This is a genomic window from Thermus parvatiensis (assembly GCF_001535545.1).
Lineage (GTDB): Bacteria > Deinococcota > Deinococci > Deinococcales > Thermaceae > Thermus > Thermus parvatiensis.
In genome coordinates, this window is record NZ_CP014141.1 from 42,577 (window position 1) to 56,454 (window position 13,878).

9 protein-coding genes and 2 pseudogenes are annotated in these 13,878 nt (G+C 69.8%); 4 read left to right on the forward strand and 7 right to left on the reverse strand.

The annotated features are described in order from the left end of the window. The first annotated feature begins 5 nt into the window (after positions 1–5). Positions 6–1,537, forward strand: a pseudogene (locus tag AV541_RS00290) (thermostable carboxypeptidase 1). Positions 1,538–1,600: 63 nt separating this feature from the next. On the opposite strand, the gene groL reads toward AV541_RS00290, so the two are convergent. From groL to AV541_RS12935, 7 genes are all read right to left on the reverse strand, one after another. After that, positions 1,601–3,232: a chaperonin GroEL gene (gene groL, locus AV541_RS00295; RefSeq protein ID WP_060383987.1), complete on the reverse strand. Its 1,632-nt coding sequence runs from the start codon at positions 3,230–3,232 to the stop codon at positions 1,601–1,603. A 12-nt stretch (positions 3,233–3,244) separates the two neighbouring features. Further along, the gene (gene groES, locus AV541_RS00300; RefSeq protein ID WP_011174076.1) at positions 3,245–3,550 is read right to left on the reverse strand and encodes a co-chaperone GroES; all 306 of its coding nucleotides are present in this window, start codon (positions 3,548–3,550) and stop codon (positions 3,245–3,247) included. Between the two features lie 97 nt (positions 3,551–3,647). Beyond that, positions 3,648–4,430, reverse strand: coding sequence for a TrmH family RNA methyltransferase (locus tag AV541_RS00305; protein ID WP_060383988.1), 783 nt, complete (start codon positions 4,428–4,430; stop codon positions 3,648–3,650). After that, entirely contained in the window at positions 4,420–6,657 is a 2,238-nt protein-coding gene (locus AV541_RS00310) for a GNAT family N-acetyltransferase (RefSeq protein WP_060383989.1), read from the reverse strand. The genes AV541_RS00305 and AV541_RS00310 overlap by 11 nt, the downstream gene beginning before the upstream one ends. A 4-nt stretch (positions 6,658–6,661) precedes the next feature. Then, the gene (locus AV541_RS00315) at positions 6,662–7,732 is read right to left on the reverse strand and encodes a DUF58 domain-containing protein (RefSeq protein WP_008630419.1); all 1,071 of its coding nucleotides are present in this window, start codon (positions 7,730–7,732) and stop codon (positions 6,662–6,664) included. Beyond that, a complete protein-coding gene (locus AV541_RS00320; RefSeq protein ID WP_008630417.1) occupies positions 7,733–8,647 on the reverse strand; it encodes an AAA family ATPase in 915 nt (304 codons plus the stop codon). Continuing rightward, on the reverse strand, positions 8,617–9,576 hold the full coding sequence (locus AV541_RS12935) for a DUF4129 domain-containing protein (protein WP_276325496.1): 960 nt from the start codon (positions 9,574–9,576) through the stop codon (positions 8,617–8,619). The genes AV541_RS00320 and AV541_RS12935 overlap by 31 nt, the downstream gene beginning before the upstream one ends. A 457-nt stretch (positions 9,577–10,033) precedes the next feature. Here AV541_RS12935 and pgi point away from each other — a divergent pair, with 457 nt between their 5' ends. The 3 genes and pseudogenes from pgi to AV541_RS00340 all read left to right on the forward strand — a co-directional run bounded on the left by pgi (position 10,034) and on the right by AV541_RS00340 (position 13,872). Continuing rightward, positions 10,034–11,287, forward strand: a complete 1,254-nt coding sequence (pgi, locus tag AV541_RS00330) for a glucose-6-phosphate isomerase (protein WP_060383990.1) — start codon at positions 10,034–10,036, stop codon at positions 11,285–11,287. A 61-nt stretch (positions 11,288–11,348) separates the two neighbouring features. Further along, a pseudogene (pckA, locus tag AV541_RS00335) lies at positions 11,349–12,937 on the forward strand (phosphoenolpyruvate carboxykinase (ATP)). Further along, positions 12,937–13,872 carry a threonine/serine dehydratase family protein gene (locus AV541_RS00340; protein ID WP_060383991.1) on the forward strand — a complete coding sequence of 312 codons (936 nt, stop codon included), beginning with the start codon at positions 12,937–12,939 and terminating at the stop codon, positions 13,870–13,872. Before pckA ends, AV541_RS00340 begins: the two are co-directional and overlap by 1 nt. The last annotated feature ends 6 nt before the right edge of the window (positions 13,873–13,878 follow it).

Sequence of the window (13,878 nt, forward strand, 5' to 3'; positions counted from 1 at the left end):
ACCCCGTGACGCCGGAAGCCGCTTACGAAAGCCTCTTGACGTTCCAGAAGGAGACGGCCTACCTGGCCTCCTTAGGCGCCCTCGCCGCCTGGGACCAGCGCACCATGATCCCCAAAAAGGGGCACGAGCACCGCGCCCGGCAGATGGCCGCCCTGGCCCGGCTCCTCCACCAGCGCATGACCGACCCCAGGATCGGGGAGTGGCTGGAGAAGGTGGAGGGAAGCCCCCTGGTGCAGGATCCCCTCTCCGACGCCGCGGTCAACGTCCGGGAGTGGCGCCAGGCCTACGAAAGGGCCCGGGCCATCCCCGAAAGGCTCGCCGTGGAGCTCGCCCAGGCGGAAAGCGAGGCGGAGAGCTTCTGGGAGGAGGCCAGGCCCAGGGACGACTGGCAGGGCTTCCTGCCTTACCTGAAGCGGGTCTACGCCCTCACCAAGGAGAAGGCGGAGGTCCTCTTCGCCCTCCCCCCGGCCCCCGGGGACCCCCCTACGGGGAGCTTTACGACGCCCTCCTGGACGGGTACGAGCCGGGAATGCGGGCCCGGGAGCTTCTTCCCCTCTTCGCCGAGCTCAAGGAGGGGCTCAAGGGCCTTCTGGACCGGATCCTGGGAAGTGGGAAGAGGCCCGACACCTCCATCCTCCACCGTCCCTACCCCGTGGAGGCCCAAAGGCGCTTCGCCCTGGAGCTCCTTTCGGCCTGCGGCTACGATCTCGAGGCCGGCCGCCTAGACCCCACGGCCCACCCCTTTGAGATCACCATCGGCCCCGGGGACGTGCGCATCACCACCCGCTACTACGAGGACTTCTTCAACGCGGGCATCTTCGGCACCCTGCACGAGATGGGGCACGCCCTCTACGAGCAGGGCCTGCCCAAGGAGCACTGGGGCACCCCGAGGGGGGAGGCGGTCTCCTTGGGGGTCCACGAGTCGCAAAGCCGTACCTGGGAGAACCTGGTGGGCCGCTCCCTGGGCTTCTGGGAGCGCTTCTTCCCCCGGGCCCGGGAGATCTTCGCGAGCCTTGGGGACGTGAGCCTCGAGGACTTCCACTTCGCCGTCAACGCCGTGGAGCCCTCCCTCATCCGGGTGGAGGCGGACGAGGTCACCTACAACCTCCACATCCTGGTGCGCCTGGAGCTGGAGCTCGCCCTCTTCCGCGGGGAGCTCTCCCCCGAGGACCTGCCGGAGGCGTGGGCGGAGAAGTACCGGGACCACCTGGGCGTGGCCCCCAAGGACTACAAGGACGGGGTCATGCAGGACGTCCACTGGGCCGGGGGGCTTTTCGGCTACTTCCCCACCTACACCTTGGGCAACCTCTACGCCGCCCAGTTCTTCCAGAAGGCGGAGGCCGAGCTCGGCCCCCTGGAACCCAGGTTCGCCCGGGGCGACTTCCGGACCTTCCTGGATTGGACGCGCGCGCGGATCCACGCCGAGGGAAGCCGCTTCCGCCCCCGGGTCCTGGTGGAACGGGTGACGGGGGAGGCCCCAAGCGCCAGGCCCTTCCTGGCCTACCTGGAGAAAAAGTACGCCGCCCTCTACGGCTGACGCCGTCCCCGGCACTTAGAAAGGGGCCGGGCCTTGAAGGCCCGGCCCCTTAGCCGCTAGGGCTTAGAAGTCCATGTCTCCGGCGCCCGCGGAGGCGGGGGTGGACTCCTTCTTCTCGGGCTTCTCCGCCACCACCGCCTCGGTGGTGAGGATGAGGGCGCCGATGGAGGCGGCGTTCTGCAGGGCGGAGCGGGTCACCTTGGCGGGGTCAACGATGCCCGCCTCCACCATGTCCACGAACTCCCCGGTGGCGGCGTTGAAGCCGTAGCGGGGGTTCTTGGTCTCGGCCAGGATCTGCTGGACGATGACGGAGCCCTCGTACCCGGCGTTCTCGGCGATCTGGCGGGCAGGCTCCTCCAGGGCCCGGCGCACGATCTTGGCGCCCGTGGCCTCGTCGCCCTCCAGCTTCTTGATGAGCTCCTCCACGGCGCTGATGGCCCGGAGGAGGGTCACGCCGCCGCCGGGCACAATGCCCTCCTCCACCGCGGCCCGGGTGGCGTTCAGGGCGTCCTCAAAGCGGTGCTTCTTCTCCTTGAGCTCGGTCTCGGTGGCGGCGCCCACCCGGATCACGGCCACGCCACCCGCGAGCTTCGCCAGGCGCTCCTGGAGCTTCTCCCGGGCGTACTCGCTGTCGGTGGTCTCCAGTTCCTTCTTGATGCCGTTGATCCGGGCCTCAATGTCCTCCTTCTTGCCCTTGCCGCCGACGATGGTGGTCTCGTCCTTGGTGATGCGCACCCGTTCGGCCCGGCCCAGCATGGAGAGGGTGGCGTTCTCCAGCTTGAAGCCGAGCTCCTCGGAGATCACCGTGGCGCCGGTGACCGCGGCGATGTCCTTGAGCATCTCCTTCCTGCGGTCACCGAAGCCGGGGGCCTTCACCGCGGCTACGCTCAGGGTGCCCCGGAGCTTGTTGACCACCAGGGTGGCCAAAGCCTCGCCCTCCACGTCCTCGGCGATGATCAGGAGGGGCTTGCCCGTCTGGGCCACCTGCTCCAGGATGGGGAGGAGCTCACGGACGTTGGAGACCTTCTTCTCCACGATGAGGATGAAGGCGTCCTCGAGGACCGCCTCCATCGTCTCGGGGTTGGTGACGAAGTAGGGGGAGATGTACCCCTTGTCAAACTGGTACCCCTCCACGAACTTCAGCTCGGTCTCGAGGCTCTTGGACTCCTCGACCGTGATGATGCCCTCCTTCCCCACCTTCTCCATGGCGTCGGCAATCAGCTTGCCGACCTCGGGATCGTTGGCGGAGATGGTGGCCACCTCCTCAATGGCCTTCCGGTCCTCCACGGGGATGGCGAGGGCCTTGATCTTCTCCACCGCGGCCTCCACCGCCTTCTCAATGCCCCGCTTGAGGGCGAGGGGGTTGGCCCCGGCGGCCACGTTCTTCAGGCCCTCCCGGACGATGGCCTGGGCGAGGACGGTGGCCGTGGTGGTCCCGTCACCGGCCACGTCGTTGGTCTTGGAGGCCACCTCCTTGAGGAGCTGGGCCCCGATGTTCTCCAGGTGGTCTTCCAGCTCCACCTCCTTGGCCACCGTCACCCCGTCCTTGGTGATGGTGGGGGAGCCGAACTTCTTCTCCAGGACCACGTTCCGGCCCCGAGGACCGAGGGTGACCTTCACCGCGTTGGCCACCGCATTCACGCCGCGCTCCAGCGCCCGGCGAGCCGCCTCGTCAAACACCAGGATCTTCGCCATGGTTCACCTCCTTTACTGCAGGACCGCAAGCAGGTCGCGCTCGGAGAGGATCACGTACTCCTCGCCGTCAATCTCAATCTCGGTGCCGCCGTACTTGGCGAAGACCACGATGTCCCCCTCCTTCACCTCGAGGGGCACCCGCTGGCCGTTCTCCAAGACGCGGCCCGTGCCCACCGCGATCACCTTGCCCTTCTGGGGCTTCTCCTTGGCGGTGTCGGGAAGCACGATGCCGCCCTTGGTCTTGGGCTCCTCCTCAATCCGCTTCACCACCACCCGGTCTCCTAGGGGCTTGATCACCGTCTTCACCTCCGCGGCCATATCCACTCCCTCCTTTGACGCCCAAAGGGTGAGAGTGTCAAACCAAGGGTCATTATCCTGGTCTGGCGCCCCTTTGTCAAGGGGGTTGAGGGGAGGGTTATAAGGGTGCGCCCCCTGAACGCTGCCGCAGGGCCTCGTAGAGGAGGAGGGCGGCGGTGACGGCCACGTTGAGGCTGTCCGCTCGCCCCCGCATGGGGATCCGCACCCGCACCTGGGCCCGCCTCTTCCAGGCCTCGGGGAGGCCCTTGTCCTCCGCCCCGAGGAGGAAGGCCACCCCTCCCCGGTAGTCCCCCTCCCAGTAGAGCCTCTCCCCCTCGGGGGTGGCCGCCACCAGGGGGAGGTTGTGTTCCTCCAGGAAGCGGGCCGCCTCCTCCTCCGCCACGGGGTAGACGGGAAGGGCGAAGACCGCCCCCGTGGAGTTGCGGATCACCTGGGGGCTAAAGAGGTCCACCCCCTCGGCCACCAGGACGAGGTCCGCCCCCGCCCCGTCCGCCGCCCGGAGGATGGCCCCCAGGTTGCCGGGCTTCTCCAGGCCCAAGAGGACGAGGACCAGGGGGGCGGCCCCGAGGGTCACCCCGGCGAGGCTTCTTCGGGGGAGGCGGAAGACCCCGAGGACCTGGGCGGGGTTCTCCCGGGTGGAGACCCGGGCCAGGGCCCTTTCCGAAAGCTCCAACACCTCCGCGCCCCCGGCCAGGGCGCGGTCCTCGGGGCGGGCCTTGGGCCCGAGGAGGAGGGTCTCCAGGAAGAGGCCCGCCTTAAGGGCCCTTTCCACCTCCCGCCGCCCCTCCACGAGAAAGCGGCCGGTCCGCTCCCGCTCCTTCCGCTCCTTGAGGGCGGCGAGGGCCTTTACCCGGGGGTTTTGCGGGCTTTCAATCCGCACGGAGGCTTATTGTAAAGGCCGCCACCCGGGGACCGGAAAGCTCCAGAAGGAGCCTTTCCACCTGGGGAAGCTCCTCCAGCATCCGGGAAACCCGGAGGACGAGCTCCTTGTAGGCCTGAAGCCCCTCCACCCGTCCCGCGAGGGGGCGGAGGAGCTCTTCCGCGTCCTTGGCGGTGAGGGGGGAGAGGCGTTGCTCCAGCACCTGGTCCCCCAGGGGGGTGGGCAGGACCAGGGCCAGGACGGGCCCGAAAAGGGGGTGGGGCTCGGCCACAAGGCGGAGCCTAAGCCCCTCCTCCTCGCCCAGGGAGAGGCCAAAAGCGCGCAGCAAGGCCTCCCCTTCCTCCCGGGAGAGGGCGCGCTTCCCCTCCACGAGCCTCCTCGCCTCCTCCAGGCGGAGGTCCTGGAAGTCGGGGAAGAAGAGAGGCTCCTCCCGCCACCGCCTGTAGCCCCAGGCCCGGGCGAGGGCGATGGCCGCGGACTCGGGGAAGCGGTAGACGGGGACGGAGCCCAGGACCCGGGCCCGCCCCGAGGAAAGCCCCATGAGGCAGGCCAGGTAGGTCTTCCCTCCCCGCACCTCCCGCAAAAGCCCCAGCACCTCCTCCTCCGGGGCGAAGCCCATGGGCACGAAGAGGAGGAAGACGCTCCCCGCGTCGCTCGCCTCCGCCTCGGCGAGGGCCCGGCGGAAGGCCTCGAGGTCGGCCGTGGAGCCCAGGTCCACGTGCTCCACCTCCATCCCCCCTTCCTTCAGGGCCTCGAGGGCCAGGTTGGAGGGGCCGGAGGCGTTGGAGATGAGGCGCACCCGCCCGTTCTCCGGCAAGGGGCCCTGGGCCAAAAGGAGGGCCACGTCAAAGGCCTCCTCCAGGCTGTTGGCCCGCACCACCCCCGCCTGGGCGAAGAGGGCCCTGACCAAGGGGTCGCGGGAGGGGTGGACCGCCAGGATGGGCTTTTTCTTCCCGATCCTGCGGGCGAGGCGGGAGAAGCGCCGGGGGTTGCCGAAGTGCTCCAGGTAAAGGAGGATGACCCGGGTCCGCTCGTCCTCCTCCCAGAACTGGAGGAGGTCGTTGGAGGAGATGTCCGCCTTGGCCCCAAGCGAGACGAAGCTCGCCACGCCGAGGCCCATCTCCTCGGCGAAGGCCAGCACCGCCCGGCCCAGGGTGCCGGACTGGCTGGAGATGGCCAAAGGCCCCTCCTTGGGTAGGGGGGCGAGGCCCGCCGCCAGGCGCACCCCGGGGTGGGTGTGGACGAGGCCCAAGGAGCCCGGGCCCAAAAGGCGCATCCCCAGCCGCCTCGCCTTGTCCGCCAGGGCCTGGGCCTCCTTAGGGGTGAAGCCCGTGGTGAGGACGATGGCCCCCCGCGCTCCCCGGCGCCCCGCGGCCTCGAGGGCCTCCGGGACCCGCTCCTTGGGCACGGCCACCACCACGAGGTCCACGGGCCCGGGGACGCTCTCCAGGCTGGGGTAGGCGAGGAGGGGCCCCACGGTCCCCCCCTCCCTCCCGATGGCCTCGTTCACCGGGAAGACCGGCCCCTGAAAGCGGCCGAAGATGAGGTTTTCCAGGACGCGGTAGCCGATGCTCTCCGGGTCGCGGCTCGCCCCCACCACCGCCACCCCCCGGGGGAAGAAGAAGGGGTGGAGGCTGGCGATGGTGGAGACCTTCTCCCGCCACTCAAAGCGCCGGGCCGTCTCCTCCTCCATGAGGATCTCAAACTCCACTTCCACCTCCCCACCCTCCCGGTGGGCCCGGACGCGGAAGCCGCTTTCCATAAAAACGCTTAGCATTTGCTTGTTCTCCGCCAGGACGAAGGCCTGGAAGCGGCGCACCCCCCGTTTGGCGGCGATGAGGGCCAGGCGCTCCAGAAGGAGGGTGCCGAGGCCCTTCCCCTGGAAGGCGTCGTCCACCAGGAAGGCCACCTCGGCGGTGTCCTCCCCCTTGAGGCGCACGTACTCCCCCGTGGCCACCAGCCGGGGAGGGTCCCCGGCGAGGACGATGAGGGTCACCTTTTCCTCCTCGGGCTTGGCGGAGAGGAGGAGCTCCGCGGCCTTCTCCGGGGAGATGGGGGAGAAGAAGCGCATGCGCAAGGACTCTGGCGATAGCCGCTTCAGGAACTCCACGAAGAGGGGAAGGTCCTGCCGGCTGGCCCGGCGCAAGAGGGCCGTGCGCCCATCCTTCAGGAGGATGGGGCCTTCCTCGAGGCCGTACTGGGGGGTGGGGGGCGGGACGTAGCCCATGCCCCTATTTTCCCCTAAAGGGCTCGTGCCCCCGCACCACCAGGAGCCGGACCCCGTGGGCCAAAAGAAGGGCTCGGTAGCGGAGGGCCCTTTCCAGGCCGGGGGGCTTGCCGTGGACGGGCCTTCCCTTCTCCCCGGGGAAGAGGAAGTAGCCCTCGGGAAGGAGGACCAAAAGCCCCTCCCGGGCGCGGCGCGCCCCCCTTAGCGCCGCCTTTAGGAAGGCCTCCTCCGCCCCTTGGGTCAAGAGGACGTAGGTGCTCCCCCAAGGAGCGGGGGGCGGGAGGGGGGCTGCGGGGCTTGGGGCGAGGCGGGCGAGGAGCTCCAGGGCCCGCCTCAGGTGGGCCTTCCCCCGGCCCAGGGGGAGGACCTCCGAGGCGGAAAGCCCGTACCTTTCCCCCCGCCTTTCCGCCTCGAGGAGGAGCCCGAGGGCGAGGCTTGCCGCGTGGTCCAGGTAGCTCGGGTGGAGGCTTTGCGTGTCCACGTGGAGGAAGAGGCCACCTTCCAGCCTCCTTTCCACCTCCCGCACCACGGGGCGCCCCAGGCGGAGGCTCGCCTTGCGGGCGAGGAGCCTCAAGGGGTCCCCGGGGCGGTAGGGACGGAGGCCTACCGCCTCCAGGGGGTCTTGGAGCCCCCAGGGGGCCCGCCTTCCCTCCAGGAAGAAGGCGGGGGCGGGAAGGAGGGGGGGAAGGGGCCTTAGGGCGGGGTAGACCAGGGCCTCTCCCAAAGGGAGGGCGAGCCGCCTCTCCCCCAGGCCGAGGACCCCCCGCGCCCGGAGCTGGAGGGCGGGCAGGGGGTGCGCCCCCCGGCGGCGGTAGCGGTAGGGGAGGGAAAGCCCAAGCTTCGCCCTCCCCCAGGCGAGGGCCAAGGCCTTCCTGGGGGCGAGGCCCAGGGCCGCCGAACCCCCCACCTCCACCTGGAGGAGGACGGGGAGGGGGGCCTGGACCTCCACCTCCACCCGGCCCTCCCCCGCTCTCCCGGGAAAGCCCGGGGGGAACCCGTGGACCTTGGCCTTCGCCCGAAGCCAGCGGGGGGCCAAGGCCAGGGCGAGGAGAAGGAGGAGGGCGAGGGCGCCCATCTACCCCGCCTCCACCGGGGCCGGCACCGCCTCCAGGGCCTCCTCCACCAGGCCCTCGGGGGTGAGGCCGGAAAGCTCGGCCTCGAGGGCGAGCAAAAGCCGGTGGGGAATGGCCGCCCGGAAGGCGGCCTTCAAGTCCTCAGGTAAGACGAAGCCCCGCCCCTCCAGAAGGGCCAGGGCCTGGGCCAGGCGCTCCACCTGGAGGAGCGCCCGGGGGGAGGGGCCAAGCCGCACCCCCTCCCGCCCTCGGAGGAATCGGGCCAGGGCGAGGAGGTAGTCCGTGAGCTCCTCCTCCACCCGCACCCGCCGCACCTCCCGCCTCAGGGCCAGGACCTCCTCGGCGTCCGTGACCGGGGCCAGGCCCTCCAGGGGGTCTTGGCCCCTCAGGGCCTCTAGAAGGGCCTTCTCGTCGGGGTAGCCCAGGGCGAGCCGCGCGGCGAAGCGGTCCCGCTGGGCCACGGGGAGGGGGAAGGTGCCCTCCTCCTCCACGGGGTTTTGCGTGGCCAGGACGAAGAAGGGCTCGGGGAGGGGGTGGGTCTTTCCCTCCAGGGTCACCTGGCCCTCCCCCATGGCCTCCAGGAGGGCCGACTGGGTGCGGGGGGTGGCCCGGTTCAGCTCGTCCACCAGGAGGACCTGGGCGAAAATGGGGCCCTGCTCCCAGACCAGGCTCCCCTCCCGGTAGAGGTAGACCCCGGTGAGGTCCTGGGGGAGGAGGTCTGGGGTCATCTGGATCCGGCCGAAGGAGAGGCCCAGGACCCGGGCCAGGGCCTTGGCGAAGGTGGTCTTCCCCGTGCCCGGCACGTCCTCCAGGAGGAGGTGCCCCCCGAAGAGGAGGGCGGCGAGGGCGAGCCTTAAGGTCTCCTCCCGGAGGAGGACCCGGCCCCTTAGGGCGCTTTGGACCCTTTCGTAGAGCATAGCTCCAGGATACGCAGGGCGAGGGCCTCCGCCTCCTCCGCCTCCTCCCTCTCGGCCTTCCCCCCGTAGCGCACGGGAAGGTAGAGGGCGGTGAGGCGGGCGAGGAGGGGATGGGCCTCGGGGAAGGCCGCCTCCACCCGCTTCCCGTACTCCACGGGGCCTTCGGCGGGACGCCTAGGGAGCCCGGCCCCCTTTAGGGCCTCGAGGGCCTCCAGGTAGGCCCGGCGCACCCGGCTTGCGGGGAGGGACCTCTGGAAAGCCCTGGGGAAGGGGAAGGCCGCCCCCTCGCCTTCCCCGCCCTCGCCTCCCCGCCCCCGCCAGGCCCAGGCCAAGAGGGCGAGGAGGAGGGCCAGGGTAAAGAGGGCGGAAAGCCCGGCCAGGGCGATCCCCACCTCCCCCAGGGCCCTGGGCCCGTGTACCCATTCCACAGGGCCCTGGGAAGGGGGCGAAGAGGGCGGAGGGCCTACCCCCTGGCCTCCGGCCCCCTCCCCGCCCCCGAGGCTTCCCAGCAGGAAGAAGAGGCCGAGGAGAAGGGGCAGGGCGAGGAGGAGAGGGAGGAGGTGGAGGCCGCGGAAGAGGGGGAGGCCCCTTCTCCTACCCAGGAGGAGAAGGCCCAGGGCCAGGAGGAGGGCCAGGGCGAGGGGGAGGGCGTGGGCCAGGAGGCGGTCCACCACCCCCACCCAGAGGGGAAAGCCCCCCTCCGGGGGCAGGTAGGCCACACTCCCCCCGGGCCCCCCGGCCTCCCCGGGGCTTGCCCGGAAGGTGGGGGCGCGGGCGGAAAGGGAAAGCGCCGGAAGGCCCGGCAGGGAAAGGTGGCCGAGCCCAAACCCCAAGGCAGCAAGGAAAAGGGGAAGAAGGGGCCCCAAGGGGCCCACCCCCTCCACCCGGGCGAGGAGGTGGAACCCGTGGAGGAGGCCCAAGAGGCCCAAGCCCCAAGGCCCCAAGGAGAGGGCGAGGGGCAGGAGCCAAAGGGGGCCCAGAGGCCCTTTTCCCGGCTCAGGTAGAGCCCGAAGAGGAGGAGGGCCAAGGAGGTCTTGGCCCAAAGAAGGGGCCAGCCCACCTGGGGGGCGTGAAGGAAGCCCGGGAGGAAGGCGAGCCGCAGGAAGCCCTCCGGGTAAAACCTCCGCCCGAGGAGGAGGAGGGGAGGGCCGAGAAGGGTGGGAAGCCCGGCGCCCAGGGCCAGGAGGAGAAGAACCCAGCCCAGGAGAAAGCCGACCAAAGCGTGCCTCATACCCTTTTCGGTCCACCAGCCCCGGTAAGTCCCAAAGGGGCCTCTTACCGGGGCCCCGAGGGTGCCCTCCCTTCCCTCTGAGCGCCCGGGGGGCGTGGGCTAGGGCCTAGTTTCCTCCGGTAGAGGGAGTTCCGCAAGGGTGTAAACTGCACTCTATGCTCCGGCTGGACACCCGTTACCTCCCCGGCTTTTCCGAGGCCCTAGAGGCCCACCGGGAGGCCCTCCTCCGGGCCCGGGAAAGCCTTTTGGCCAAGCGTGGGGACAAGGCCCAGATGCTCGGCTGGATGGACCTCCCCGAGGACACGGAGACCCTGAGGGAGATCCGCCGCTACCGGGAGGCGAACCCCTGGGTGGAGGACTTCGTCCTCATCGGCATCGGGGGAAGCGCCCTGGGGCCTAAGGCCCTCGAGGCCGCCTTCAACGAGAGCGGGGTGCGCTTCCACTACCTGGACCACGTGGAGCCCGAGCCCATAAAGAGGCTCCTCCGCACCTTGGACCCCAGGAAGACCCTGGTGAACGCCGTCTCCAAGTCGGGGTCCACGGCGGAGACCCTGGCGGGCCTCGCCGTCTTCCTGAAGTGGCTCAAAGGGCACCTGGGGGAGGACTGGCGGCGGCACCTCGTGGTGACCACCGACCCCAAGGAGGGCCCTTTGCGCGCCTTCGCCGAGCGGGAGGGGCTCAAGGCCTTTCCCATTCCCAAGGAGGTGGGCGGGCGCTTCTCCGTCCTCTCCCCCGTGGGGCTTCTCCCCTTGGCCTTCGCCGGCGCCGACCTGGACGCCCTCCTCATGGGGGCCCGCAAGGCCAACGAGACCGCCCTCGCCCCCCTCGAGGAGAGCCTTCCCCTGAAGACCGCCCTCCTCCTCCACCTCCACCGCCACCTCCCCGTCCACGTCTTCATGGTCTACTCGGAGAGGCTAAGCCACCTCCCCAGCTGGTTCGTCCAGCTCCACGACGAGTCCTTGGGGAAGGTAAACCGCCAAGGCCAGAGGGTGGGCACCACCGCGGTCCCCGCCCTCGGCCCCAAGGACCAGCACGCCCAGGTCCAGCTCTTCCGCGAGGGCCCCCTGGACAAGCTCCTCGCCCTGGTCATCCCCGAGACCCCCCTGGAGGACCTGGAGATCCCAGAGGTGGAGGGCCTCGAGGCCGCCTCCTTCCTCTTCGGCAAGAGCTTCTTCCAGCTCCTGAAGGCCGAGGCCGAGGCCACCTACCAGGCCCTGGCCGAGGGGGGGCAGAGGGTCTACGCCCTTTACCTCTCCCAGGTTTCCCCCTACGCCGTGGGCTGGCTCATGCAGCACCTCATGTGGCAGACCGCCTTCCTGGGGGAGCTTTGGGGGGTGAACGCCTTTGACCAGCCCGGGGTGGAGCTTGGCAAACGGCTCACCCTCGCCCTTCTCCGGCAGGAGGGGTAGGGGAAGGCGCGGTGGAAGCGTGGAAATAAGTTTGTGATATCCTTTACTTTAGGAGGCCCGTATGGACCGCCTGAGCTATATTGGCATCCAACCCAAGAAACAGATTTTTTGGAACACGGTTTCCCCCGTTCTGGTGGAGCACACCCTGGCCCGGGGGAAGGCCTTTTGGCCCACAAGGGGCCCTTGGTGGTGGACACCACCCCCTACACCGGGAGAAGCCCCAAGGACAAGTTCGTGGTGCGGGAGCCCGAGGTGGAAGGGGAGATCTGGTGGGGGGAGGTGAACCAGCCCTTCTCCCCTGAGGCCTTCCAGGCCCTCTACGAAAGGGTGGCCGCCTACCTCTCCGAGCGGGACCTCTACGTCCAGGACCTCTACGCCGGGGCCGATCGGCGCCACCGCCTGGGGGTGCGGGTGGTGACGGAAAGCCCCTGGCACGCCCTCTTCGCCCGCAACATGTTCCTCCTGCCCCGTCACTTCCCCGAGGACGACGAGGTGGAGGCCTTCCGCCCGGGCTTCACCGTGGTCCACGCCCCCTACTTCCAGGCGGACCCCGAGCGGGACGGCACCCGGAGCGAGGTCTTCGTGGGGATCAGCTTTCAGAGGAGGCTCATTCTCATCGTGGGCACCAAATACGCCGGGGAGATCAAGAAGAGCGTCTTCACCGTGATGAACTACCTCATGCCCAAGCGGGGGGTCTTCCCCATGCACGCCTCGGCCAACGTGGGGAAGGAGGGGGACGTGGCGGTCTTCTTCGGGCTTTCCGGGACCGGCAAGACCACCCTCTCCACCGATCCGGAGCGCCCCTTGATCGGCGACGACGAGCACGGCTGGAGCGAAGAGGGGGTTTTCAACTTTGAGGGCGGATGCTACGCCAAGGTGATCCGCCTCTCCCCGGAGCACGAACCCCTGATCTACAAGGCCTCCAACCAGTTTGAGGCCATCCTGGAGAACGTGGTGGTGAACCCGGAAACCCGCCGGGTGGAGTGGGACGACGACTCCAAGACGGAAAACACCCGCTCCTCCTACCCCATCGCCCACCTGGAGAACGTGGTGGAGTCGGGGAGGGCGGGGCATCCCAGGGCCATCTTCTTCCTCTCCGCCGACGCCTACGGGGTGCTTCCCCCCATCGCCCGGCTTTCCCCGGAAGAGGCCATGTACTACTTCCTCTCGGGCTACACCGCCCGGGTAGCGGGGACGGAGCGGGGGGTCACGGAGCCCAAGGCCACATTCTCCGCCTGCTTCGGGGCGCCCTTCCTCCCCATGCACCCCGGGGTCTACGCCAGGATGCTGGGGGAGAAGATCAAGGAGCACGCCCCCCGGGTCTACCTGGTGAACACCGGCTGGACCGGGGGGCCTTACGGGGTGGGGCGGCGCTTCCCCTTGCCCGTGACCCGGGCCCTCCTGAAGGCGGCCCTCTCCGGGGCCTTGGAGAACGTCCCCTACCGCAGGGACCCCGTCTTCGGGTTTGAGGTGCCCCTGGAAGCCCCCGGCGTGCCCCAGGAGCTCTTAAACCCCCGGGAGACCTGGGCGGACAAGGAGGCCTACGACCAGCAGGCGCGGAAGCTCGCCCACCTCTTCCAGGAAAACTTCCAGAAATACGCCTCGGGGGTGGCCAAGGAGGTGGCCGAGGCCGGGCCCCGCACCGAGTGATGCCTTCCCTCCAAGACCTCTACGCCGCCTTCCGCCGCATCGCCCCCTACACCCACCGCACCCCCCTCCTCACCTCCCGCCTCCTGGACGGGCTCCTTGGCAAGCGCCTCCTCCTCAAGGCCGAGCACCTGCAGAAGACGGGGAGCTTCAAGGCCCGGGGGGCGCTTTCCAAAGCCCTCACCCTGAAGGCCCCCAAGGGGCTTCTCGCCGTATCCAGCGGCAACCACGCTCAGGGGGTGGCCTATGCCGCCAAGGTGCTCGGGGTGAAGGCCCTCATCGTCATGCCCGAGGACGCGAGCCCCTACAAGAAAGCCTGCGCCTGGGCCTACGGGGCCGAGGTGGTGGACCGGGGGGTGACGGCAAAGAACCGGGAGGAGGTGGCCCGGGCCCTTCAGGAGAAAACGGGCTACGCCCTGATCCACCCCTTTGACGACCCCTTGGTCATCGCCGGGCAGGGGACGGCGGGGCTTGAGCTTCTGGCCCAGGCGGGGAAGCGGGGCGTCTTCCCCGAGGCCGTCCTCGCCCCCGTGGGGGGCGGGGGGCTCCTCGCCGGAATCGCCACGGCGGTGAAGGCCCTCTCCCCCACAACCCTCGTCCTCGGGGTGGAGCCTGAGGCCGCGGACGACGCCAGGAGGAGCCTGGAGGCGGGAAGGATCCTCCGCCTGGAAGCGCCCCCCAGGACCCGGGCGGACGGGGTGCGGACGCTAAGCCTGGGGGAGCACACCTTCCCCATCCTCAAGGAGAAAGCGGACGGGATCCTTGTGGTGAGCGAGGAGGCCCTCCTCGAGGCGGAGCGCCTCCTCTTCACCCGCACCAAGCAGGTGGTGGAGCCCACGGGGGCCCTTCCCCTGGCCGCGGTGCTGGAGCACGGGGCGAGGCTTCCCCAAACCCTCGCCCTCCTCCTCTCCGGGGGCAACCGGGACTTCTCTCCCTAGGGGGGC

Excerpts from the sequence above, each read along its gene's own strand:
- groL (WP_060383987.1), bottom strand. The coding sequence starts at position 3,232 with ATGGCGAAGATCCTGGTGTTTGACGAGGCGGCTCGCCGGGCGCTGGAG.
- AV541_RS00320 (WP_008630417.1), bottom strand. The coding sequence starts at position 8,647 with ATGCTCTACGAAAGGGTCCAAAGCGCCCTAAGGGGCCGGGTCCTCCTC.
- pgi (WP_060383990.1), top strand. The coding sequence starts at position 10,034 with ATGCTCCGGCTGGACACCCGTTACCTCCCCGGCTTTTCCGAGGCCCTA.
- AV541_RS00340 (WP_060383991.1), top strand. The coding sequence starts at position 12,937 with ATGCCTTCCCTCCAAGACCTCTACGCCGCCTTCCGCCGCATCGCCCCC.
- groES (WP_011174076.1), bottom strand. The coding sequence starts at position 3,550 with ATGGCCGCGGAGGTGAAGACGGTGATCAAGCCCCTAGGAGACCGGGTG.
- AV541_RS00315 (WP_008630419.1), bottom strand. The coding sequence starts at position 7,732 with ATGGGCGCCCTCGCCCTCCTCCTTCTCCTCGCCCTGGCCTTGGCCCCC.
- AV541_RS00310 (WP_060383989.1), bottom strand. The coding sequence starts at position 6,657 with ATGGGCTACGTCCCGCCCCCCACCCCCCAGTACGGCCTCGAGGAAGGC.